The sequence below is a fragment of the Pseudomonas hunanensis genome (assembly GCF_013393325.1).
In the GTDB taxonomy this organism is placed as follows: domain Bacteria; phylum Pseudomonadota; class Gammaproteobacteria; order Pseudomonadales; family Pseudomonadaceae; genus Aquipseudomonas; species Aquipseudomonas putida_P.
The window spans coordinates 93,653-115,291 of the sequence record NZ_QJRC01000073.1; the positions used below are offsets into that span (position 1 = coordinate 93,653).

General features: G+C 60.7%; 19 protein-coding genes. 6 read left to right on the top strand and 13 right to left on the bottom strand.

What is annotated here, in order from left to right:
* Positions 1 to 475: 475 nt before the first annotated feature.
* Positions 476 to 913 carry an Lrp/AsnC family transcriptional regulator gene (locus tag DM807_RS06730; protein ID WP_012273456.1) on the bottom strand — a complete coding sequence of 146 codons (438 nt, stop codon included), beginning with the start codon at positions 911 to 913 and terminating at the stop codon, positions 476 to 478.
* Between the two features lie 133 nt (positions 914 to 1,046).
* Here DM807_RS06730 and DM807_RS06735 point away from each other — a divergent pair, with 133 nt between their 5' ends.
* Both DM807_RS06735 and DM807_RS06740 read left to right on the top strand, forming a co-directional pair.
* Complete coding sequence (locus DM807_RS06735; protein WP_071984611.1) at positions 1,047 to 1,943, top strand: DMT family transporter; 897 nt, start codon at positions 1,047 to 1,049, stop codon at positions 1,941 to 1,943.
* A 35-nt stretch (positions 1,944 to 1,978) separates the two neighbouring features.
* A complete protein-coding gene (locus tag DM807_RS06740; RefSeq protein WP_179027184.1) occupies positions 1,979 to 2,905 on the top strand; it encodes a class I SAM-dependent methyltransferase in 927 nt (308 codons plus the stop codon).
* 58 nt (positions 2,906 to 2,963) lie between these two features.
* On the opposite strand, the gene DM807_RS06745 is transcribed toward DM807_RS06740, so the two are convergent.
* From DM807_RS06745 to DM807_RS06755, 3 genes are all read right to left on the bottom strand, one after another.
* Positions 2,964 to 4,988, bottom strand: a complete 2,025-nt coding sequence (locus DM807_RS06745) for a mechanosensitive ion channel domain-containing protein (protein ID WP_179027185.1) — start codon at positions 4,986 to 4,988, stop codon at positions 2,964 to 2,966.
* 145 nt (positions 4,989 to 5,133) lie between these two features.
* Positions 5,134 to 6,132 carry a sulfate ABC transporter substrate-binding protein gene (locus tag DM807_RS06750; protein ID WP_012273452.1) on the bottom strand — a complete coding sequence of 333 codons (999 nt, stop codon included), beginning with the start codon at positions 6,130 to 6,132 and terminating at the stop codon, positions 5,134 to 5,136.
* Between the two features lie 116 nt (positions 6,133 to 6,248).
* Positions 6,249 to 7,070 carry an ion transporter gene (locus tag DM807_RS06755; RefSeq protein ID WP_179027186.1) on the bottom strand — a complete coding sequence of 274 codons (822 nt, stop codon included), beginning with the start codon at positions 7,068 to 7,070 and terminating at the stop codon, positions 6,249 to 6,251.
* Positions 7,071 to 7,210: 140 nt separating this feature from the next.
* Here DM807_RS06755 and DM807_RS06760 point away from each other — a divergent pair, with 140 nt between their 5' ends.
* Positions 7,211 to 7,993: an RHS repeat-associated core domain-containing protein gene (locus DM807_RS06760; RefSeq protein WP_244965012.1), complete on the top strand. Its 783-nt coding sequence runs from the start codon at positions 7,211 to 7,213 to the stop codon at positions 7,991 to 7,993.
* Here the strand turns inward: DM807_RS06760 and DM807_RS06765 are convergent.
* From DM807_RS06765 to gcl, 6 genes are all read right to left on the bottom strand, one after another.
* Positions 7,986 to 8,888, bottom strand: coding sequence for an urea transporter (locus tag DM807_RS06765; RefSeq protein ID WP_179027188.1), 903 nt, complete (start codon positions 8,886 to 8,888; stop codon positions 7,986 to 7,988). The genes DM807_RS06760 and DM807_RS06765 overlap by 8 nt on opposite strands.
* A 183-nt stretch (positions 8,889 to 9,071) precedes the next feature.
* The gene (gene pyk / locus DM807_RS06770) at positions 9,072 to 10,487 is read right to left on the bottom strand and encodes a pyruvate kinase (RefSeq protein WP_012273448.1); all 1,416 of its coding nucleotides are present in this window, start codon (positions 10,485 to 10,487) and stop codon (positions 9,072 to 9,074) included.
* Positions 10,484 to 11,758: a glycerate kinase type-2 family protein gene (locus DM807_RS06775; protein WP_060493792.1), complete on the bottom strand. Its 1,275-nt coding sequence runs from the start codon at positions 11,756 to 11,758 to the stop codon at positions 10,484 to 10,486. The genes pyk and DM807_RS06775 overlap by 4 nt, the downstream gene beginning before the upstream one ends.
* Positions 11,759 to 12,017: 259 nt before the next feature.
* Positions 12,018 to 12,911 (bottom strand): 2-hydroxy-3-oxopropionate reductase, encoded by an 894-nt coding sequence (locus DM807_RS06780; RefSeq protein ID WP_012273446.1) that lies wholly within the window; start codon positions 12,909 to 12,911, stop codon positions 12,018 to 12,020.
* Positions 12,912 to 12,964: 53 nt separating this feature from the next.
* The gene (gene hyi, locus DM807_RS06785) at positions 12,965 to 13,747 is read right to left on the bottom strand and encodes a hydroxypyruvate isomerase (protein ID WP_060493791.1); all 783 of its coding nucleotides are present in this window, start codon (positions 13,745 to 13,747) and stop codon (positions 12,965 to 12,967) included.
* A gap of 54 nt (positions 13,748 to 13,801) precedes the next feature.
* Entirely contained in the window at positions 13,802 to 15,577 is a 1,776-nt protein-coding gene (gene gcl, locus DM807_RS06790; RefSeq protein ID WP_012273444.1) for a glyoxylate carboligase, read from the bottom strand.
* Positions 15,578 to 15,834: 257 nt separating this feature from the next.
* On the opposite strand from gcl, the gene DM807_RS06795 reads away from it, so the two are divergent.
* Complete coding sequence (locus DM807_RS06795; RefSeq protein WP_012273443.1) at positions 15,835 to 16,275, top strand: GlcG/HbpS family heme-binding protein; 441 nt, start codon at positions 15,835 to 15,837, stop codon at positions 16,273 to 16,275.
* A gap of 130 nt (positions 16,276 to 16,405) precedes the next feature.
* On the opposite strand, the gene DM807_RS06800 is transcribed toward DM807_RS06795, so the two are convergent.
* Positions 16,406 to 17,017, bottom strand: coding sequence for a TetR/AcrR family transcriptional regulator (locus DM807_RS06800; RefSeq protein WP_012273442.1), 612 nt, complete (start codon positions 17,015 to 17,017; stop codon positions 16,406 to 16,408).
* A gap of 132 nt (positions 17,018 to 17,149) precedes the next feature.
* Between DM807_RS06800 and DM807_RS06805 the strand changes: the two genes are divergently transcribed.
* Positions 17,150 to 18,064: a DUF808 domain-containing protein gene (locus DM807_RS06805; RefSeq protein WP_179027189.1), complete on the top strand. Its 915-nt coding sequence runs from the start codon at positions 17,150 to 17,152 to the stop codon at positions 18,062 to 18,064.
* A gap of 53 nt (positions 18,065 to 18,117) precedes the next feature.
* On the opposite strand, the gene DM807_RS06810 is transcribed toward DM807_RS06805, so the two are convergent.
* Positions 18,118 to 20,061 carry an LTA synthase family protein gene (locus DM807_RS06810; RefSeq protein ID WP_179027190.1) on the bottom strand — a complete coding sequence of 648 codons (1,944 nt, stop codon included), beginning with the start codon at positions 20,059 to 20,061 and terminating at the stop codon, positions 18,118 to 18,120.
* Between the two features lie 152 nt (positions 20,062 to 20,213).
* Here DM807_RS06810 and DM807_RS06815 point away from each other — a divergent pair, with 152 nt between their 5' ends.
* Entirely contained in the window at positions 20,214 to 20,528 is a 315-nt protein-coding gene (locus tag DM807_RS06815) for a hypothetical protein (RefSeq protein ID WP_012273439.1), read from the top strand.
* 67 nt (positions 20,529 to 20,595) lie between these two features.
* Here DM807_RS06815 and DM807_RS06820 read toward each other — a convergent pair whose 3' ends face one another.
* Positions 20,596 to 21,378 (bottom strand): outer membrane protein OmpK, encoded by a 783-nt coding sequence (locus DM807_RS06820; protein ID WP_012273438.1) that lies wholly within the window; start codon positions 21,376 to 21,378, stop codon positions 20,596 to 20,598.
* Positions 21,379 to 21,639: the final 261 nt, after the last annotated feature.

Consider the following 21,639-nt stretch of genomic DNA (forward strand, 5'->3'; position numbering starts at 1 on the left):
TGGACTGCGATGAGCGGGCATGCGCACGGGCTCGCCATCTCGTCAGTGCAGTGTTGGCATCAAAGGGTTCTGGGCGCGGCGGCCGACATTGGGTCGGCGTCGCGGGTTCTTGTGTATTTATGTTTTGTTTAGGTTGTATACAAAACACGAATACACAAAAGCCATTTCTATGCCAAGGAGTATTCAACTTTCTTCTGCCCAGCATTCTGAAACTATCTTGTTGAAAGATAAGTTAATGAAATGCTGACGTTATAAGTTGACCAAATGAACAGGTTTAATTTTTTAGTGCAAAAGTTAGTTGATCATTTGGTCAAAATTTTTGGCGGGAAGTGTGTAACGTATTGGGGCGTTACCGAGGGTAAGTGCACACAAAAATGGCACTTATGGTGACGTTTTTGTGTACAAAAAATAGTCAGCTTTTCCTGCGCGGGCCTCTTCACGAGGACGCTTGCGAAAAGGCCCGTGCAAGAGAAAATCAATCCATCGGCGGCAACCGCCGCTTCACCGGGCTTTTCTTGATGATGGCGGTATTGGTTTCGGCCAGCACATTGATACGGTCGAGCAGGGTGTCCAGTTGTTCCATCGAGCGCACATGCAGCCGGGCAATGAAACAGTCCTCACCCGTGACTTTGTCGCACTCGGTGAACTCAGGGATGGCAATGATCTGCCGCTCCACCTCGTGCAACTGCCCCGGCAGCGGGCGGATGCGCACGATGGCCTGCAACTGGTAACCAAAGGCGCGTGGGTCGACCTCCACGGTGTAGCCGCGCAGCACACCACGCTCCTCCAGGCGGCGCAGGCGTTCGCTGACGCTGGGCGCGGACAGCCCGCTGACCTGCGCCAGCGCTTTGAGCGAGCGGCGTGAGTCCTCCATCAGTGCATTGATCAGTAGTTGGTCGATGGCATCGGTCATGCTCGCCTCATCAGGTAATTCACGATATTTGCCTTGATAGTAAAGGCATGACTGCAGATCTGCCTTGGTTAACCGCTGGAAGGTCAGGCTGCAACCTTTGCATACTGTTGCCATCGTCAACAGGAGGTGTGAGATGGACAGTTCATTGCGCCGTGGCTCGCTGGAAATGGTCGCTGCCATGCTGATTTCCGGGACCATCGGCTGGTTCGTGCTGGTGTCTGGCCTACCGGTGCTGGATGTGGTGTTCTGGCGCTGCGTGTTCGGTGCCGTGACCTTGCTGGCGATTTGCGCCGCATTTGGGCTTCTACGGCCGGGAGTGATCAGCCGCACGGCATTCTTGCTGGCGATTGCCAGTGGGGTGGCCATTGTCGGCAACTGGCTGTTGTTGTTCGCCTCGTACTCGCGGGCATCGATTGCCATTGGTACGGCGGTGTACAACGTGCAGCCGTTCATGCTGGTGGGCCTGGCGGCACTGTTTTTGGGCGAGAAAATCACCTTGGCCAAGGTGACCTGGCTGAGCGTGGCGTTCCTCGGCATGCTGGCCATCGTCAGTGCACATGGGGCGGGGCAGGGCAGTGGCGAGGATTATTTGCTCGGGATTGCCCTGGCGCTGGGGGCAGCGTTGTTGTATGCAATCGCTGCGTTGATCATCAAGCGCCTGAGTGGCACGCCCCCGCACCTGATCGCGTTGATTCAGGTAGCCACGGGTGCGCTGCTGCTGGCGCCGTGGGTCAAGCTTGGCGGCTTGCCGGGTGAAGTGCCGGCGCTGGCCAGCCTGCTGACGCTGGGCATGGTGCATACCGGCCTGATGTATGTGCTGCTGTACAGTGCCATACAGCGTTTGCCCACGGCGTTGACCGGTGCGCTGTCGTTCATTTACCCGATTGCGGCGATTCTGGTGGACTGGGTGGCGTTCGGGCACCGCCTGGCGCCGTTGCAGTGGCTGGGGGTGGGGTTGATCTTGCTGGCGGCGGCGGGAATGCAGCAGGGGTGGTGGTTCCGACCGGCGCGGGTTGCCGTCAAAAGTTGAGGTAGAATGCCGCTTTTGTCAGCCTGCGACCCACCATGACTTCGCCGATCCACATCCTTGAAAAGCACCTGCTCGCCGCCCTCGACCCTGCCCCGCAGGAAACCCGCCGCCTGTTCCACGGCCGTGGGCGCTGCTGGGCGGGCCTGGAGCAGGTCACCGTCGACTGGCTGCAAGGCGTGCTGTCGGTTGCCCTGTTCCGCGAGCCGTCCGAGGGCCAGCTGGCCGAGCTGGAGGCCATGTTGCGCACGTTGGCTGAGCGCCCGCAATGGACCGGCCAGGCGATCATCATCCAGCACCGCTACCTGCCCGACAGCCCGGGCCAGTGGCTGGTGGGCGAGCCGTGCCAGCAGCGTGAGGTGGTCGAGGACGGCCTGAGCTACCTGCTGGACCTGGGCGTGCGGCAGAACAACGGCCTGTTCCTCGACATGCGCTACGGCAGGCGCTGGGTGCGTGAGCAGGCGGCGGGCAAGCGCGTGCTGAACTTGTTCGCCTATACCTGCGGTTTCTCGGTGGCAGCGATTGCCGGTGGCGCCGAGCAGGTGGTGAACCTGGACATGGCCAAATCGGCCCTGTCACGTGGCCGGGACAACCACCGCCTCAATGGCCACGAGGCATCGCGGGTGGCGTACCTGGGCCATGAGCTGTTCAAGTCGTGGGGCAAGGTGCGCAAGTACGGGCCGTATGACCTGATCATCATCGACCCGCCAACCTTTCAGCGTGGCAGCTTCGTGTTGACCCAGGACTACGCGAAGATCCTGCGGCGTTTGCCGGAGTTGCTGACTGAGGGCGGCACGGTGCTGGCGTGTGTGAATGATCCGGGCATCGGGCCGGAGTTTCTCATTGAAGGGATGGCGGAGCAGGCGCCGACGCTTGCGTTTGTCGAGCGGCTGGAGAACCCGCCGGAGTTCCCGGATGTGGACCCGGCCGGGGGGCTCAAGGCCTTGGTGTTCCGTAAAGTTTGATGTTGCCCTTGCTGGGCTCTTCGCGGTTTTACCCGCGAAGAGCCCAGTACAGGCGGCATCAAGCGCCAAGAGCCTGCATCGGCAGCGGGTATACCTGGGCAAAACTCACGTTGTCGGTTTGGTCCACGCGTTTCTTCAACCGCTCGTTGAACGCCCGGCTTACCGCATACTGCCCGCCGGAAATGGTGCGGAACTGCGCCGTCAGCACAAAGCCGTTCAAGTCCATGCGGTCCACGCCGAACACTTGCAATGGCCCCTGCAGGTTGATGCGCAGCAGCGGATCTTCGCTGATCGACTTGCCCACTTCATGGATCAGTGCCAGCGACGCATCCACATCACTGTCGTAAGTGAACTGCACCGAAAAAAACGCATAAGCGAACTGCCGCGACTGGTTGGTAACCGCCTTGATCTGGCCGAACGGCACCGAGTGCACGAAGCCTTTGCCATCGCGCAGGCGCAGGGTGCGGATGGTCAGGCTTTCGACGGTACCGGCATGGCCGGAATCGAGCACCACCCAATCGCCGATGGAAATGGTGTCCTCGATCAGGATGAACAATCCGGTGATCACATCCTGCACCAACTGCTGCGAACCGAAGCCGATGGCCAGGCCGATCACCCCGGCACCGGCCAGCAAGGGCGCAACGTTGATGCCCAGGTTGGCCATGGTGGTGATGGTGCAGATAACGATCAGGACCACTTTGATCGCGTTACGCAGCATCGGCAGGATGGTGCGCACCCGGGTACTTGGCTGGCGTGCGGCGCGGCGGCCGACGGCAGGCTTGAGTGCTTCCTGAATAGCGGTATCAAGCACCACCCACAGCAGCCAGGTAACCAGCAGGATCAGGCCGATGCTCGACAGCGAGTTGCTGATCGCCTGGCCCAGGCTGTTGCTCAGGGCGAAATCGATCACCGAGAAACCCCAGATGCGCCCCAGCAATTCGATGAAGGCCACTGCCATGGCGATGCGCAATAGCGCATGGGCAAGGCTGCGCAGCAGTTCTTTGTAGGGGCGTACCCGTTGCGCCGGGTCGCTTTCCCGGGGGGCCAGCAAGTGTTGCAGCAACGTGCTGAGAAACACTGTCGATACCAGCAGCACAGTGGTCAGCAAAGCCTTCTGCAGGGCCTTCTGGCTTTCTTCACCGGCACCTACCAGGTGAATCGCCGACACCAGAATCATCAACAGGATTGGCAGGTACCACACCGCCGAAAAGATCCGCAGGGTCTCCTGCACGGCCCGGTGCTGCACACGGTCCTTCAAGCTGCGGTTGCGGATCAGGTGCGCCACCGGGCGGCGCAGGCGAATGACCAGGCTGGCGAAGATGAAGGTGGCGGTGAGACCGGTGAGCACGGCAATGCTGGCGGTGATGTTGCCGCCCAACTGGCGGGCAATCTGCGGGCTGGTAAGGGCGTCGCTCCAGGCCGCGAGGAAGCCGATCAGAAAAAGCAGCCGTGGGGCCAGGCGCTTGATCACTGCTACGGCCGGGCGCTTGTGGCCGGCATCGAACAGGGTGATCAGGCACAGAATGATCGAGGTCGAGAACAAGCCACTGCTGGTGGCGTATGCCAGGCTCAGGCCCAGCGCGCGGGCTACCGAGGGGTCGAGGAAGCGGCTGGCGTACAGCGTCAGCGGCAGGCTGGCCAGCGCTGGCAGGGTGTAGAGCAGCAGGTAGCCCAGCAGGCTGCTGGCACGTTTGCGCTCGCGCAACCACAGGGTGCAAGAAGTGCGTCTTGCGACCCAGCGCCCGAGGCTGGTGAGCGCGGCGAAACTGGCGGCCCAGGTGAATGTAAGCAACAAGAAGTTGCCGGCCAGTTGCAGCGAGTCGCTGGCCGAGTGGCGGTCGACCAGGCGTTCGACCTCTTTGGCGGCGCGATCGGTGCGCAAGCGCCAGGCATCCACCAGGTGGGCGTCGAGGTCCAGCTCCTGGGCGGCGCTGTCCAGGCCGTCGGCCAAGGCGCCAAGCAGCCCGCCTTGCAGTACTGGTTCGGGTTCGGCGGCTTGTTCTTCGGTGGGGGTGGGGTCGGCGGCAAGCAGGTGGGTGCTCAGCAGGCAGCCGAGCAACAGGGTAGAGAGAAAGCGCAGCACTGGAGTACTCCTTGGGCCGGGGTGAGCGGGGCAGGGTTACTCAAGGAACTGATGGGTAAAGGGTATGGAAAGTTCGATTGTTGTATGGCCTGTGCCGGTCCCTTCGTGAGCTTGCCCGCGAAGGGGCCGGCACTGCCTGTATCAGTTACTGACCGCTATAGATCTGGTCAAACACCCCGCCATCATTGAAGTGGGTTTTCTGCACGGTGCGCCAGTCACCAAAGGTTTTTTCCACCGACAGGAAGTCCACTTTCGGGAAGCGGTCGGTGTACTTGGCCAGTACCGTCGCATCGCGCGGGCGCAGGTAGTTGTTGGCGGCGATCTCCTGGGCTTCTGGCGACCACAGGTACTTCAGGTATTCCTCGGCCACGGCCTGGGTGCCTTTCTTGGCCACCACCTTGTCGACCACGCTCACCGGCGGCTCGGCTTCTGCCGACACGCTTGGGTAGACCACTTCGAACTGGTCGCGGCCGAACTCGCGAGCGATCATTTCGGCTTCGTTCTCGAAGGTGACCAGCACGTCGCCGATCTGGTTGGTCATGAAGGTGGTGGTGGCGGCGCGGCCGCCAGTGTCCAGGACGGGGGCCTGCTTGAACAGTTTGCCGACGAAATCGCGGGCTTTGCTTTCATCACCGCCTTGCTTGAGCACGTAGCCCCAGGCCGACAGGTAGGTGTAGCGGCCATTACCCGAGGTTTTCGGGTTGGGCACGATCACCTGCACGCCGTCCTTAAGCAGGTCGGGCCAGTCTTTCAGGGCTTTTGGGTTGCCCTTGCGCACGATGAACACTGTGGCCGAGGTGAACGGTGCGCTGTTGTTCGGCAGGCGGGTTACCCAGTTGTCCGGCACCAGCTTGCCGTTGTCGACCAGGGCGTTGATGTCGGTGGCCATGTTCATGGTGATGACATCGGCCGGCAGGCCATCGATCACCGCACGCGCCTGCTTGCTGGAGCCGCCGAAGGACATCTGCACGTTGACCTTCTCTTTGTGCTCGGCTTCCCAGTGTTTCTGGAAGGCTGGGTTGTAGTCCTTGTAGAAGTCGCGCATCACGTCGTAGGAAACGTTGAGCAGGGTAGGGGCGGCCTGGGCGAGGTTACCCAGGGCCAGGCCTGCGGCGAGCAGTGAGGCGGTGAAGAGTTTTTTCACGTTGCTTCCTTGTTCTTGAAGAGTATTGGGGCAGATTGCCAGCGACTATAGCGGGTGGCTCGAAGTGGGTTAAAGAACAAAAAACACTTTGGTTATTCCGCTGCAAGTACAGGGCCTCAGTGCTTGGGAAACAGCCCATTCCCACACCGGGAACAGAACGCCGCCCCATGCTCATGGGTCTTCTTTTGGCAGGTTGGGCAATCATGCTGCAGTTGCTCCCCACGCATGGCGTTGGCCAGTTCTGCGGTGAAGATCCCGGTCGGCACGGCAATGATCGAATAACCGGTAATCATCACCAATGATGACAGCACCTGCCCCAGCGGCGTCTTCGGCACGATGTCGCCAAAGCCCACGGTGGTCAGGGTAACGATGGCCCAATAGATGCCTTTGGGAATGCTGGTAAAGCCATGCTCCGGCCCTTCGATCACATACATCAGCGTGCCGAACACCGTCACCAGGGTCGATACCGTCACCAGGAACACGATGATCTTCTGCTTGCTGCCGCGCAGCGCCTCCATCAGGTAATGGGCCTGCTTGAGGTACGGGCTGAGCTTCAGTACGCGGAAGATCCGCAGCATCCGAATAACCCGGATGATCAGCAGGTACTGGGCGTCGCTGTAGTACAGGGCGATGATGCCCGGCACGATCGCCAGCAAGTCGACCAGGCCATAGAAACTGAAGGCGTAGCGCAAGGGCTTGGGGGAGCAGTACAGGCGGGTGATGTACTCGGCCAGGAAGATCGCGGTAAAGCCCCATTCGATGGCGGCCAGCAGACCGGCGTAGCCTTGGTGCACTTTGTCGATGCTGTCGAGGATCACCGTGACCAGGCTGGCCAGGATGATCAGCAGGAGGATTTTGTCGAAGCGTCTTCCAGCCACGGTGTCAGTCTGGAAGACCATGATATAGAGGCGTTCGCGTAGCGATTGCGGGGTAGGCATCGTATGTGTTCCGAGGGTGAAGCAGTAAGCCTAGAGGGTCTTAGTCCAAGACAGCAAGGCTGGACTGTTAAAACTGCTAGTTATCGGTTCGGACTGCTTGGGGCAGAATACTGGTAGGGGACTAGCACAGCGAGATGAGCATGAACCAGAAAACTGGATTATTACCTGGGTCAATCGCTGTCGAAGATGTTGTGGCGAAGCGTGGCCAATCATACACAGCTTTTGGTTACTCACCGATGCTGCGCGCTCCCTCTTTAGGTTTCAATGGCGAGCGCTGTGATGGCATCTTCCATGGCTATGCGTTGGGTAACGGATATCGATTTTACAACCCGCAGCTTATGCGCTTTTCAAGTCCTGACAGCATGAGCCCGTTTGGTAAGGGCGGACCTAATACGTACTCGTATTGTCAAGGTGACCCAATAAATCGTCATGATAAATCGGGGCATTTTTGGGAGTTAATCAAGTCAGCTTTCAAGGCGGCGCCTAATGCTGCGCAAGTGGGTTCAACGTCCTCATCTCTGAATATGCTGCCGAACGAGATGATTAGTAAAATCGTAGCGGTAACGGAACCACGAGCGCTCAGAAGTTTTGCGACTACGTCTAAGAGAATGAACGCGGTGGTTGAGGAAACTCTTAAAACATCACAGCTGGATGCCATGCTGAAAAAAGAGCCAACGAATGCAGATCAATTGGTGTTGTTAGCCAAGGTCAGCAAAGGTTTAGTAGATATTCCGAAGATCACTCCGGAGTATTATGGTTATTCACAACAAAAAATCGACAAACTTATATTGAGGGTCAATAGAGAACCCTATTTATCAGAAATTAATAGGGTCCAAGTGATACGGGATGAAAATGAACGAATGCGATTGAGCGAGGAAATATCAGAAGCGGTGCTTGCGGGGCTAGGGCATCCGTTTATTTAGTTGATTGGTGAACATTGTTGTTTGGCAGTTTTCCTGCCCTCGGCGATGTATTAGGACGAACTAAGTGCGCGCCGACGTGAATTACCCAGCATGCAGTGACAAAAGGTGCTGTTAACGCAGGTATTGACAGAAATTTGTACAGGGGCTGCAATACCAATGCCAGTCCAATAGCCAGTAATGTCACCCCTATTTTCTCCCCTTGGCGGCTAAAGGCCAATGCCGCCAACGCGGCGTTGAAGCCATGTAGGCCCAGCCACGCAGCCTGCGCCTGGTCGGTGAGCAGCGCCACGCCCCCACCGATGGCCGAGCCAATTACCGCCCACATGGCGGCATAGGGGTTGGCGATGAACATGCCGAGGATGATCAGCGCGCCTGCCAGGGGTTGATCGAGCAGGAAGATCTGGCCCACACCACGCGCCAGGGCATACAGCGGGTCGGCTTCGACGAAGCCGCTGGGTGAGGGGCTGGCGAGCAGCAGCGTGGCCCAGCCCAGCAGGACGAAGGGGGCGGTGTAGGCGATCAAAAGTTTGCCGCCGCGCTTGCGCCATTGGTGGGTGATGATGCTGGACAGGCCGCCGGCGGCGATGATCAGTGGTGGCAGGATCGCCGACCAGGGCAGCACGACGCTGATCAGGATGCCGATCAGCACGCCGTTGTAGCAATACAACCCGGCCTGGCGATCGGCGCGGTCGTAACCGCGGGCCTGGGCGGTGAGTAGCCCAGCCAGGGCGCCGAGCAGGGCACCACCGCCGACCAGGCTGGGCGCGGTCAGCAGGATGGCCAGCAGGCAGCACAGGCCGCACAGGGGGTTGCGCAGCAGCAGCACCTGGCTGAAGCCGTTGAGTAACGCCGTGGCCCAGTCGGGGCACGGGTTGACGAAATTTTTGGTGTACATGGGGCAGTCAGTGAGGTTGATGGAGGGCGGTGGGCCTCTTTGGGCCTCTGTTTTCCGCAGGTTCGGTGTATTGGGAGGGCTTTGCCCTCCTATCGCGACACAAGGCCGCTCCTACAAGGGATTGCGGTCTCCTGTAGGAGCGGCCTTGTGTCGCGAAAGGGGCGCAGAGCGCCCCCGGCAATCTCAGATCAAAGTCTCGATCCGCAGCGTGTTAGTCGACCCCGGCTTGCCGAAAGGCACACCGGCGGTGATCAGCAGTGTGTCGCCACGGCTGGCCATACCTTGCGCCTGGGCAATTTCCAGCGCCGTAGACACCACCTCGTCGACCTGGCGCAGGCGGTCGTTGACCACCGAGTGCACGCCCCACGCCACGCTCAGGCGGCGTGCGGTGTTCAGGTTCGGTGTCAGGTTGAGGATCGGTGCCCGTGGCCGCTCGCGCGCCGCGCGCAGGGTCGAGGCGCCCGACTCGCTGTAGTTGACCAGCACCGCCACCGGCAGGATGCCGCTGATACGGCGGATAGCGCAGCTGATGGCATCCGACACGGTGGCTTCGGCTTTTGGCCGGCCAACGTCGAGCTGGGCCTGGTAGTCCGGGCCGTTTTCCACCTGGCGGATGATCTTGCTCATCATCTGCACCGCTTCCAGCGGGTAATCACCCGAAGCGGTCTCGGCCGACAGCATCACCGCGTCGGCACCTTCGGCCACGGCATTGGCCACGTCGGTGACTTCGGCACGGGTAGGCGCTGGCGAGAAACGCATGGATTCGAGCATCTGCGTGGCCACCACCACCGGTTTGCCCAGTTGGCGGCAAGTGCCGATGATGCGCTTCTGGATCTGCGGCACGCTTTCGGCCGGCACTTCCACGCCCAGGTCACCACGGGCCACCATGATCGCGTCTGCCAGTTCGGCGATGGCTTGCAGTTGCTCGACCGCCGAGGGTTTTTCGATCTTGGCCATCAGGTAGGCGCGGTCGCCGATAAGCTGGCGCGCTTCGACGATGTCTTCAGGGCGCTGGACGAACGACAGGGCCACCCAGTCCACGCCCAACTCCAGGCCGAAGGCCAGGTCGCGGCGGTCCTTTTCGGTGAGCGGAGAGAGGTCGAGCACCGCTTGCGGTACGTTGACGCCTTTGCGGTCGGACAGCTCGCCACCGTTCAGCACTTCGGTGTCGATGGCATCGCTGTGCTTGGCGGTGACGCGCAGGCGCAGCTTGCCGTCGTCCAGCAGCAGGTCCATGCCGGGTTCGAGGGCAGCGATGATTTCGGGGTGCGGCAGGTTGACCCGGCGGTTGTCGCCCGGGGTTTTGTCCAGGTCCAGGCGCAGGGCCTGGCCGCGTTGCAACTGTACCTTGCCCTCAGCGAAGCGGCCCACGCGCAGCTTTGGCCCTTGCAGGTCCATGAGGATGCCCAGCGGGTAGTTGAGTTGCTGCTCGACTTCGCGGATCCACTGGTAGCGCAGGGCGTGGTCGGCATGCTCGCCGTGGCTGAAGTTGAGGCGGAAGATGTTCACCCCGGCTTCGACAAGCTGGCGGATGTCGTCGATGCCGTTGATCGCAGGGCCAAGGGTGGCGAGGATCTTTACTTTTTTATCAGGCGTCATGATTGGGCAGTCTCGAGGATCAGGATGGCGCGGAAGTCGTTGACGTTGGTGCGGGTCGGCTCGGTGACGATCAGCGCATCCAGCGCGGCGAAGTAGCCATAGCCGTTGTTGTTGTCCAACTCGTCGCTGGCCGACAGGCCCAGGGCTTCGGCGCGGGCGTAGCTGGCCGGGGTCATGAAGGCACCGGCGTTTTCTTCCGAGCCATCGATGCCGTCGGTGTCGCCGGCCAGGGCGTACACACCCGGCAGGCCTTTCAGGCTTTCGGTGAGGCTGAGCAGGAACTCGGCGTTGCGCCCGCCACGGCCATTGCCGCGCACGGTTACGGTGGTTTCGCCACCCGACAGGATCACGCAGGGCGCCTTCAGCGGCTGGCCGTGTTGAACGATTTGCCGGGCAATGCCGGCGTGTACCTTGGCCACTTCGCGTGATTCACCTTCCAGGTCACCGAGGATCAGTGGGCTGAAGCCGGCCTGGCGGGCTTTGACCGCGGCAGCTTCGAGCGACTGCTGGGGCTTGGCGATCAGCTGGAAGTGGCTGCGGGCCAGGGCTGGGTCATCGGCCTTGACGGTTTCCGAGGCTGGGTTGTTCAGCCAGTCGATGACCGCTTTCGGCGCTTCGATGTTGTAGCGTTTGAGAATGGCCAGGGCGTCGGCCGAGGTGCTCGGGTCGGCCACGGTGGGGCCGGAGGCAATTACCGTGGCGAGGTCGCCCGGCACATCGGAAATGGCATAGGTGTACACCGTGGCCGGCCAGCAGGCCTTGGCCAGGCGGCCGCCTTTGATCGCCGAGAGGTGTTTGCGTACGCAGTTCATCTCGCCGATGGTGGCGCCGGATTTGAGCAGCGCCTTGTTGATCTGCTGCTTGTCGGCCAGGGTCAGGCCTTCGGCAGGCAGGGCCAGCAGTGCCGAGCCCCCGCCAGACAGCAGGAAGATGACGCGGTCGTCTTCGTTGAGGTTGCTGACCAGTTCCAGCACGCGCTTGGCCACGGCCAGGCCGGCGGCATCCGGGACCGGGTGGGCGGCTTCGACCACTTCGATTTTTTGGCAGTTGGCGCCGTGGCCGTAACGGGTAACGACCAGGCCAGAGACTTCGCCCTGCCAGCTTTTCTCGACCACTTCGGCCATGGCAGCTGCGGCTTTGCCGGCGCCGATGACGATGACCCGGCCGCTACGGTCGGCGGGCAGGTAGGGTTCGAGAACTTGACGGGGGTGGGCGGCGGCGATGGCTGTGTCGAACAGTTCGCGGAGAAGTTTTTGCGGATCGACCGACATGGCAGGCTCCCAATTATTGTTGTTCTGCAGAATCAAAAACGCCCCTGGAACTGCCTCCGTGCAGGCCGAACCAGGGGCGGGTGTTGCTCGGTGCTACCGCTGAACCTGTGGTCGCAGGTTCAATGGTGTTTGCTCTGGAATCCTGGGGGCGCTTTGCGCCCCTTTCGCGACACAAGGCCGCTCCTACAGGGGATTGCGTACCGCTTGTAGGAGCGGCCTTGTGTCGCGATCGGGCTGCGCAGCAGCCCCCGAATTCAGGTTACTTGTCGCCGCGGATCGAGAAGTTGGCCATGTGCTCCAGGCCTTTGATCAGCGCCGAGTGGTCCCAGTTGCCGCCACCCAGGGCCTGGCAGGTGTTGAACACTTGCTGGGCATTGGAGGTGTTGGGCAGGTTGATGCCCAGTTCCTTGGCGCCTTGCAGGGCCAGGTTCAGGTCCTTCTGGTGCAGGTTGATGCGGAAGCCTGGGTCGAAGGTGCCCTTGATCATGCGCTCGGCGTGCACTTCGAGGATTTTCGACGAAGCAAAGCCGCCCATCAGTGCTTCACGCACCTTGGCTGGGTCCGCGCCGTTCTTGGCAGCGAACAGCAGCGCTTCGCTGACTGCCTGGATGTTCAGGGCGACGATGATCTGGTTGGCGACCTTGGCGGTCTGGCCGTCACCGTTGCCACCGACGCGGGTGATGTTCTTGCCCATGGCTTCGAACAGCGGCAGGGTGCGCTCGAAGGCTTTCGGGCAGCCACCGACCATGATGCTGAGGGTCGCGGCCTTGGCACCGACCTCACCACCGGACACCGGGGCGTCCAGGTAGGCAGCGCCGGTTGCCTTGATTTTCTCGGCGAAGGCTTTGGTAGCGGTTGGCGAGATCGAGCTCATGTCGATCACGATCTTGTTCGGGCCGACGCCCTCAGCCACGCCGTTTTCGCCGAACAGGACGCTTTCGACCTGTGGGGTGTCGGGGACCATGACGATGATGAATTCGGCTTCCTGCGCCACTTCTTTAGGGTTGGCCAGGGCCACTGCACCGGCGGCGATCAGCTCGGCTGGCGCGGCGTCGTGGTGGGTGGAAACGAACAGGCTGTGACCTGCTTTTTGCAGGTTTTGGGCCATGGGCTTGCCCATGATGCCGGTGCCGATGAAACCGATTTTAGCCATGACAATGTGCCTCTTTATATTTGTTCACATCAGGCGCTGTGCGCCCGGCTTGTTCAAATTGCGTTATGGGTTTTCAGCCAGCCCAGGCCCGCTTCGGTGGTGGTCAGCGGCTTGTACTCTGCGCCCACCCAGCCCTGGTAGCCGATACGGTCCAGGTGCTCGAACAGGAAGCGGTAGTTGATTTCGCCGGTGCCTGGCTCGTTGCGCCCTGGGTTGTCGGCCAGCTGGATGTGGTTGATCAGTGGCAGGTTGGCTTGCATGGTGCGCGCCAGGTCACCTTCCATGATCTGCATGTGGTAGATGTCGTACTGCAGGAACAGGTTGTCGCTGCCGACTTCGGCCTGGATTTCCAGGGCCTGCTGGGTGGTGTTCAGGTAGAAGCCTGGGATGTCGCGGGTGTTGATCATTTCCATGACCAGGCGAATGCCGGCGGCCTTGAGCTTGTCGGCGGCGTAGCGCAGGTTCTCGACGAAGGTCTTGCGCACGGTGGCGCAGTCCGGGCCTTGTGGGCGGATGCCGGCCAGGGCGTTGACCTGGGTGTTGCCCAGCACCTTGGCGTACTCGATGGCCTTGTCGACACCGGCACGGAATTCTTCGACGCGGTCTGGGTGGCAGGTGATGCCGCGCTCACCCTTGGCCCAGTCACCCGCGGGCAGGTTGAACAACACCTGGGTCAGGCCGTTGGCCTCCAGCTGCTGCTTGATTTCAGCCGCGCTGAAGTCGTACGGGAAGAGGTATTCGACGCCGCTGAAACCAGCATCGGCGGCAGCCTTGAAGCGGGCCAGGAAGTCCTGTTCGGTGAACAGCATGGACAAGTTGGCAGCGAAGCGAGGCATGAGTTGTCTCCTTGCGATGAAGGCCCCCAGGGCGTACCTGGGGGCGTCAGGCGATCAGTCCAGCAGCGAGATGGCGGTTGGCGCGTCGTTGCCGACCAGGGCCAGGTCTTCGAACTCGTTGACCGCGTTGATCTCGGTGCCCATGGAAATGTTGGTCACACGCTCGAGAATCACTTCGACCACCACCGGTACGCGGAACTCTTCGGCCATTTTCTGTGCCTTGAGCAGGGCAGGGGCGATTTCTGCTGGCTCGAATACACGGATGGCCTTGCAGCCCAGGCCTTCGACTACGGCAACGTGGTCTACACCGTAGGTGGCGGCGTCGGTCGAGTTGATGTTCTCGAACGCCAGTTGTACACAGTAATCCATGTCGAAGCCACGCTGCGCTTGACGGATCAGGCCCAGGTAGGCGTTGTTCACCAGCACGTGGACGTACGGCAGGTTGAACTGTGCGCCTACTGCCAGTTCTTCGATCATGAACTGGAAGTCGTAGTCACCCGACAGCGCGACAACCTTGCGTTTAGGGTCGGCTTTGACAACACCCAGCGCGGCAGGGATGGTCCAGCCCAGCGGGCCGGCCTGGCCGCAGTTGATCCAGTGGCGTGGCTTGTACACGTGCAGGAACTGCGCACCGGCAATCTGCGACAGGCCGATGGTGCTGACGTAGGTGGTGTCCTTGCCGAATACCTGGTTCATTTCTTCGTACACGCGCTGTGGCTTGACGGGCACGTTGTCGAAGTGGGTCTTGCGCTGCAGGGTGGCCTTGCGCTCCTGGCAGTCTTCGAGCCAGGCCTTGCGGCACTTCAGCTTGCCAGCGGCTTTCCACTCGCGGGCCACTTCCAGGAACACGTCCAGTGCCTTGCCAGCATCGGAAACGATACCCAGGTCTGGGGTGAACACGCGGCCGATCTGGGTGGGTTCGATGTCGACGTGCACGAACTTGCGGCCTTCGGTGTAGACATCGACCGAACCGGTGTGGCGGTTGGCCCAGCGGTTACCGATACCGAACACCAGGTCGGATTTCAGCAGGGTGGCGTTGCCGTAGCGGTGCGACGTCTGCAGGCCGACCATACCGACCATTTGTGCGTGGTCGTCCGGGATGGTGCCCCAGCCCATCAGGGTCGGGATTACCGGGACGCCGGTCAGTTCGGCGAACTCGACCAGTTTGTCGCTGGCGTCGGCGTTGATGATGCCGCCACCGGCTACCAGCAGCGGGCGCTCGGCGTCATTGAGCAGGGCCAGGGCTTTTTCGGCCTGGACACGGGTCGCCGATGGCTTGTTGATGGCCAGTGGCTCGTAGGCGTCGATGTCAAATTCGATTTCGGCCATCTGCACGTCGAACGGCAGGTCGATCAGTACCGGGCCTGGGCGGCCGGTACGCATTTCGTAGAAGGCCTTCTGGAAGGCGTAAGGCACTTGGCCTGGCTCCAGAACGGTGGTCGCCCACTTGGTCACTGGCTTGACGATGCTGGTGATGTCGACGGCCTGGAAATCTTCCTTGTGCAGGCGTGCACGCGGGGCTTGGCCGGTGATGCAGAGAATCGGGATGGAGTCGGCCGATGCGCTGTACAGGCCGGTGACCATGTCGGTGCCGGCAGGGCCGGACGTGCCGATGCACACACCGATGTTGCCTGGGTTGGCACGGGTGTAGCCCTCGGCCATGTGCGAGGCACCTTCGACGTGGCGAGCGAGGACGTGATCGATGCCACCGACTTTCTTCAGGGCCGAATACAACGGGTTGATGGCAGCCCCTGGGATGCCGAACGCGGTATCTACACCTTCACGGCGCATGACCAGAACGGCTGCATCGATTGCTCTCATTTTGCTCATGGTTTGTGCCTCATCGATTTTGTAATTGTATACAACTTGCTTTGCGACAGAGTGTATTCACGCCTGGCGGCTCAGGTCAATGGGTTTTCATCGGCTGAGCGGGGTTTCGTCAGAGCGCCTGTGAAAACGGGGGTTTGCGCCATCGCATACGATCGTTTCAAAATATTGTATACAAAAATACCTTTCGTTGTGTTCTATTTGTTCTATCGGTTTTCAACTGCCCTCAGGGCTTCTCACAACAAGAAGAGGACCTTTCCATGAACGCTTTGAACCTGAAAGTCGCTGTCAGCCTGGTGAATGCCGCGTTGGCGGCGGGCCGCAAGATCAATGCCGCGCCACTGACCGTGGCGGTGCTGGATGCCGGCGGGCACCTGCTGGCGCTGCAGCGTGAAGATGGCGCCAGCCTGATTAGGCCTGAAGTGGCCGCTGGCAAAGCCTGGGGCGCAATTGCCCTGGGCAAGGGCTCGCGGTTGCTGGCGCTGGATGCACAGCAACGGCCGGCGTTTTTTGCCGCGCTGAACGGGATGGGGGAGCGGCCGGTGGTGCCAGCGCCGGGAGGCGTGCTGATTCGTGATCAGGACGGCAAGGTGCTGGGTGCGGTAGGGATCAGCGGCGATACGTCGGATATCGACGAGCAGTGCGCGATCAGTGCGATCGAGGAGGTGGGGTTGCGGGCGGATGCCGGGGTAGCGGCGTAAGGCTCGAGACAGCCGGGGGCCGCGTTGCGGCCCAATCGCGACGCAAGGCCGCTCCCATAGGGGTTATGCAATGTCCCTGTGGGAGCGGCCTTCTGTCGCGAAGGGCTGCAAGGCAGCCCCACTGGCCCTGTCAGGCTGCTTCCGGCTCACAGCCTTTCAATACCATGCGGATAATGGTCTCGGCCGCCGCGTCGTAATCACTGTCTGCCAGCTTGGCCTTGCCGGTCACTGCAGAAATCTGCCAGTCGAAGTCGGCATAGGTCTGGGTCGCCGCCCAGATACTGAACATCAGGTGATGCGCGTCCACATGGGCAATCTGCCCACGGTCGATCCAGCGCTGGATGCACTCGATGTTATGCCGGGCCTGCTCGTTCAACTGCTCCACCTGGTTCGGCGACAGGTGTGGGGCGCCATGCATGATCTCGCTGGCGAACACCTTGGAGGCGTACGGCAGGTCGCGCGAAATGCGGATCTTCGAACGAATATAGGCGCTCAGCACTTCTTTCGGGTCACCGTCGGCATTGAACGGTGTGGAGGCCTGCATGATCGGCGCGATGATGCTTTCCAGGACCTCGCGGTAGAGGTTGTCCTTGGACTTGAAGTAGTAATACACGTTCGGCTTGGGCAGGCCGGCCTTGGCCGCAATATCGCTGGTCTTGGTGGCGGCGAAGCCCTTGTCGGCAAATTCTTCACTGGCTGCGCGCAGGATCAGTTCCTTGTTGCGCTCGCGAATGGTGCTCATGGTCAGGGATCTTCCTCGTGTCTGGCCACCTCTAAGAGGGATCGGGCATGGTAGCACCGGGCTTGACGGGCGCTCAAGGCAGCGACTTTCGGCTAGACTCCGGCACATTCATTTCAGTGGAAACAGGCAAACATGGCAGGAAGCAGTCTACTGGTACTGATCGACGATATCGCCACGCTGCTGGACGACGTCTCGCTGATGACCAAAGTCGCGGCAAAAAAGACTGCGGGTGTGCTGGGTGACGACCTGGCGCTGAATGCTCAGCAAGTCACCGGCGTGCGTGCCGAGCGCGAAATTCCGGTTGTGTGGGCGGTGGCCAAAGGGTCGTTCGTCAACAAGGCCATCCTGGTGCCGGCGGCGTTGCTGATCAGTGCGTTCATTCCGTGGGCGGTTACGCCCTTGTTGATGGTGGGGGGCGCCTACCTGTGCTTCGAGGGCTTCGAGAAGCTGGCGCACAAGTTTTTGCACAGCAAGGAAGACGATGCAGCCGCGCACGAGGCGCGCAAGGAGGCAATGGCCGATGCCAATGTCGATCTGGTCACCTTCGAAAAAACCAAGATCAAGGGTGCGGTGCGCACCGATTTCATCCTTTCGGCTGAAATCATTGCCATCACCTTGGGTACTGTGGCGGATGCGCCGCTGACACAGCAGATCATCGTGCTGTCGGGTATCGCCATTGTCATGACCATCGGTGTTTATGGTTTGGTGGGCGGCATTGTCAAACTGGATGACCTGGGGTTGTGGATGACCACCAAGGCGTCCCGGCTGGCCCAGGTGGTCGGCAATGGCATCTTGCAGGCTGCCCCATACATGATGAAGAGCCTGTCGGTGATTGGCACCGCGGCCATGTTCCTGGTCGGTGGCGGGATTCTGGTGCATGGCATTGCCCCGCTGCACCATGCCATCGAGGCCTTCAGCGAAGGACGTGGTGGCGCGCTGACCGGGGCACTGCTCAACGGTGTGGCGGGTGTGGTAGCCGGTGCCGTGGTGCTGGCGGTGGTGGCGGCTGCCGGGAAGTTGTGGCGAGCGTTTCGCCCGGCTACCTGAGTTGTGTGGCCGGCAACGTCGATGTCATTCACCGCGTTGCCGTCTCACAGGTTTTACTGTTCAGCCACCGCACCTTGCTCCTGCGGCTTCCAGGCCAGGAGGCCCTTGCTGAAATCGTTGGCAGCACTCTGGTAGTAGGCAATCGCCCGTCGTACCAGTGGGTGGTCGCTGTCTACAGCGGTTTCCCGGCTGTTGCCCAAGGCATCCTGGTGCACGCGCATGCCGCCGCGTGGGCTGAGGATCGCCAGGTCCTTGCCGTCGAAGAGCCCCAGGTGCTGGTAGTTGCCGATCAGCACACGCGGCGCCAGGGATTCTTCGCGTAGCAGGTCGCGGCCGAAGAAGGTCGAGGTGTAGCTCAGGTTCAGCAGGCCGAGGAGGGTTGGTGCCAGGTCGATCTGGCTGGCCAGTTGTGCGTCTTCGCGCGGGGCGATCAGCTTGGGTGCATAGATCCACAGCGGGATCTGGTAATTGCTGACCGGCAGGTCTTCAACGCCCGCGCTGCCGGCGGTGTGGTCGGCGACGAACACGAACAGGGTGTTGTCGAACCATGGCTTGCCCTTGGCCTCCCGCAGGAACTGCGCAATGGCATGGTCGGTGTACTTCACCGCGCCCTCACGGCCTTCACCTGACGGAATGTCGATACGGCCATCGGGGTAGGTGTAAGGGCGGTGGTTGGAGGTGGTCATCAGTTGCAGGAAGAACGGTTGCTGCCTGGCGTGGTCGGCATCGGCCAGCTTCAGCGTCTGCCGATACAGGTCTTCGTCAGCCATGCCCCAAGCGTTCTTGAAGCTGATTTCGCTCTCGTCGACGCTGCTCTGGTCGACGATACGGTAGCCATTGCCGCTGAAGAAGGCGTTCATGTTGTCGAAGTAGCCGCGCCCGCCATAGACGAATACGGCGTCATAACCCACCGCTTTCAGTTGCTGACCGAGGCTGCCATAGCCGCTTTCGCGGCCGATGCGCTTGACGATCGAGCGGCCCGGCGTGGGGGGGATCGACAGGGTGATGGCTTCCAGGCCGCGATCGGTACGCGTGCCGGTGGCGTAGAAGTTGTTGAAGTACAGGCTCTGTTGGCGCAGCGCGTCCAGGTTGGGCGTGAGGTTGCGTGGGTCGCCGTTGCTGCCCATGTACTTGGCGCTGAAGCTCTCGATGGTGACCAGGATGATGTTGGGCTTGCGTGGCTCGCCGCTGGCGCTGATGTGGCGACGAATGTCCTCGGGCTCGCTGGCCTTGAACCGCGCGTTGGGCTCGGCCAGTTCCTGGTGCATCTGCGCACCGACTTCGTTGGCGTCGAGGCTGGCGTAGAACTGGGTGTAGTCGAGCTCGTTGTTGCGGAACGCGGCGAAGAACTGGTACGGGCCGTTGCTGGCCAGTTCGCGCTGATAGGCGTTACCGCCTTGGCCACGCGGGAATTGCTGGTCGACAACTAGCACGCTGAGCCCGCCCAGCACGGCCAGCAGCGCAAGGCCACCCAGGCGCTGGCGCAGGTTGGCGCCGGGTGCTGCGAGGGCCTGGGCCAGAGGTTTGCGCAGGATCAGGGCAAGCAGGACGGCAACCACGGCGATGCTGCCCAGTAGCGTTGGCAGCGGGTACGACTCGCGAATGTTGTCCAGCACTTCCTTGGAATACACCAGGTAGTCCACGGCGATGAAGTTGAAGCGCACCCCGAACTCGTCCCAGAACAGCCACTCGGCCACCGCGACGAACAGCATCACGAACAGGCTGACGATCAACACCCCGCCCATGAGCCGGCGATGCAAGGCCGTGCGCCACAGTGCGGCCGGGCACAGCGCCAGGTAAAGCCCCAGCGGCAGAGCGGCGTAGGTGAGGAAGCTCAGGTCGTACAAGGCACCACTGAAGAATAATGAGAAGTAGTTGCCATGTACTTCATCCAGGTGGGTGACCAGCAATACCAGACGGGTCAGCAAGAAAATGCCGAACCAGAGCGAGCAAACTAACAGCAGGTACCGCCAAGGTGCGGCGAGGGAGGTGCGCATTAAGTGGGCCTGTTTTCTTTTTTGGATGCAAGAAGCCAAGCATGCTAGATGGGTAAGTGCAAAAATTTTGTCAAAAATTCGCAGGGACTAAGTGGAATCTCGGGCATATAGTAAGCACTTTGCTTATTTCCTACAGGTCGGGAGGTTAAATCATGTTCGGAAATGTGTTGACTTACGATGTGTACCACTTGGCCCTTTACCTGGGCTCGGCCTTGGCCTGGGGCGCCGTGGGCCTTCTGATGCTGCTGCGCGGGGCGGGGGTAGGGGCTTTGTACAAATGCTGTGCGGTATTTGGCCTGGCGTTGATAACCAATAGCATCATGCTGGTGCTGGACATCTTGCGTGTGCTGGAGCACTGGCAGGTGGAGCTGGGGCTTTTGCTGTTTGGCGTGATGTTGCCGTGTGTGCTTGTTCTGACTTTAAAGGCAAATTTATCAGTAAGTAAGAATAGTCTTAATAAGTTGTAGGAAAGTTCTTACATGATTTGGCGTGACAGCGCGTTGGAAGATCAACGCGCTGTCACGATTCAGCGCATCAGAAGTGCACTTTTACCAGGAAACTCATGGTGTTCTGGTCGGTAGTGAAGGCATCGCTGTCCTTGATACCGTATTTGTTCTTCCAGTAGTCGTACTCGACACCCACGTACAGCTGCTTCTCGCCCAGGTGCAACGCCTTGCCCAGGTCGTACTTGATCTGTGGGTTGAAGTGCAGGTTGGCCTGGTAGGTGCCGTGGCGGTTCTCGTCGTTGTCCACCACCCAGTCCATGAAGCCGTCGATCAGCACGTCGGAATCGCCGACCGGGATGGTGTACGACCATACCGGGGTGATCTGCCATACGTTGTCGCCGGCGCGGCTGCCGTCGGTGGTGCGGTTGTAGAAGTTGAGCTGGAAGTAATCGAAGCCCGGGATGGCCAGGTCGAAGCCTGGGCCGATCAGGTATGACTCGGTGTCACCCTCGCCAAACTCGTAGGTCATGGCCAGCAGCACGTCCTTGACCGGGCCGAACTCCAGCTTCTGGTCGAAGATCTTGCCGAACGACAGGCGTGGGCTGAACTCGCCGTAGTAGGTGTTGGGCCCGTTGTTGGCGTCCTTCTTGCCCTGGTAGAAGATCTTGTCGACGAAGAAGAAGTTGTCGCCGTACTTCCACGCGTCGGCGTGCTCGAAGGTGAAGGTTTGCTGGGTTTCGGGGTTGACCTTGAAGTTCTTGCCCCACAGGTAGGTCAGGCTGTTGTTCTGCCATTGCAGCAGGTCGCCGCCGAAGGTGGTGCCACAGGCCAGCAGGCCGCCGGCAAGGATCAGGCTGTTGATGGTACGCATTGCGAGTGTCGCTCCCTTGATTGATCTGTTGTCAGCGCTCGGTGATGGCGCTTTTTTGTTGTCTTGCGAGTCAGCTTTTTTCGATAGGCCACAGCTGTTTGGCAAGGGTTGAGCCAACTTTTCCGGTTTGGCAAAACCTTCCTGCTCGACTTCGTTCTGAACGGATGAAAAGGGTCTTTCAGGCTGGCAACACGTTGGCCAACCGCCCGTATTCATTGACTGAGCGGTCAGTAAACGCAGGCAGAATCCGTTCTGCCCTGA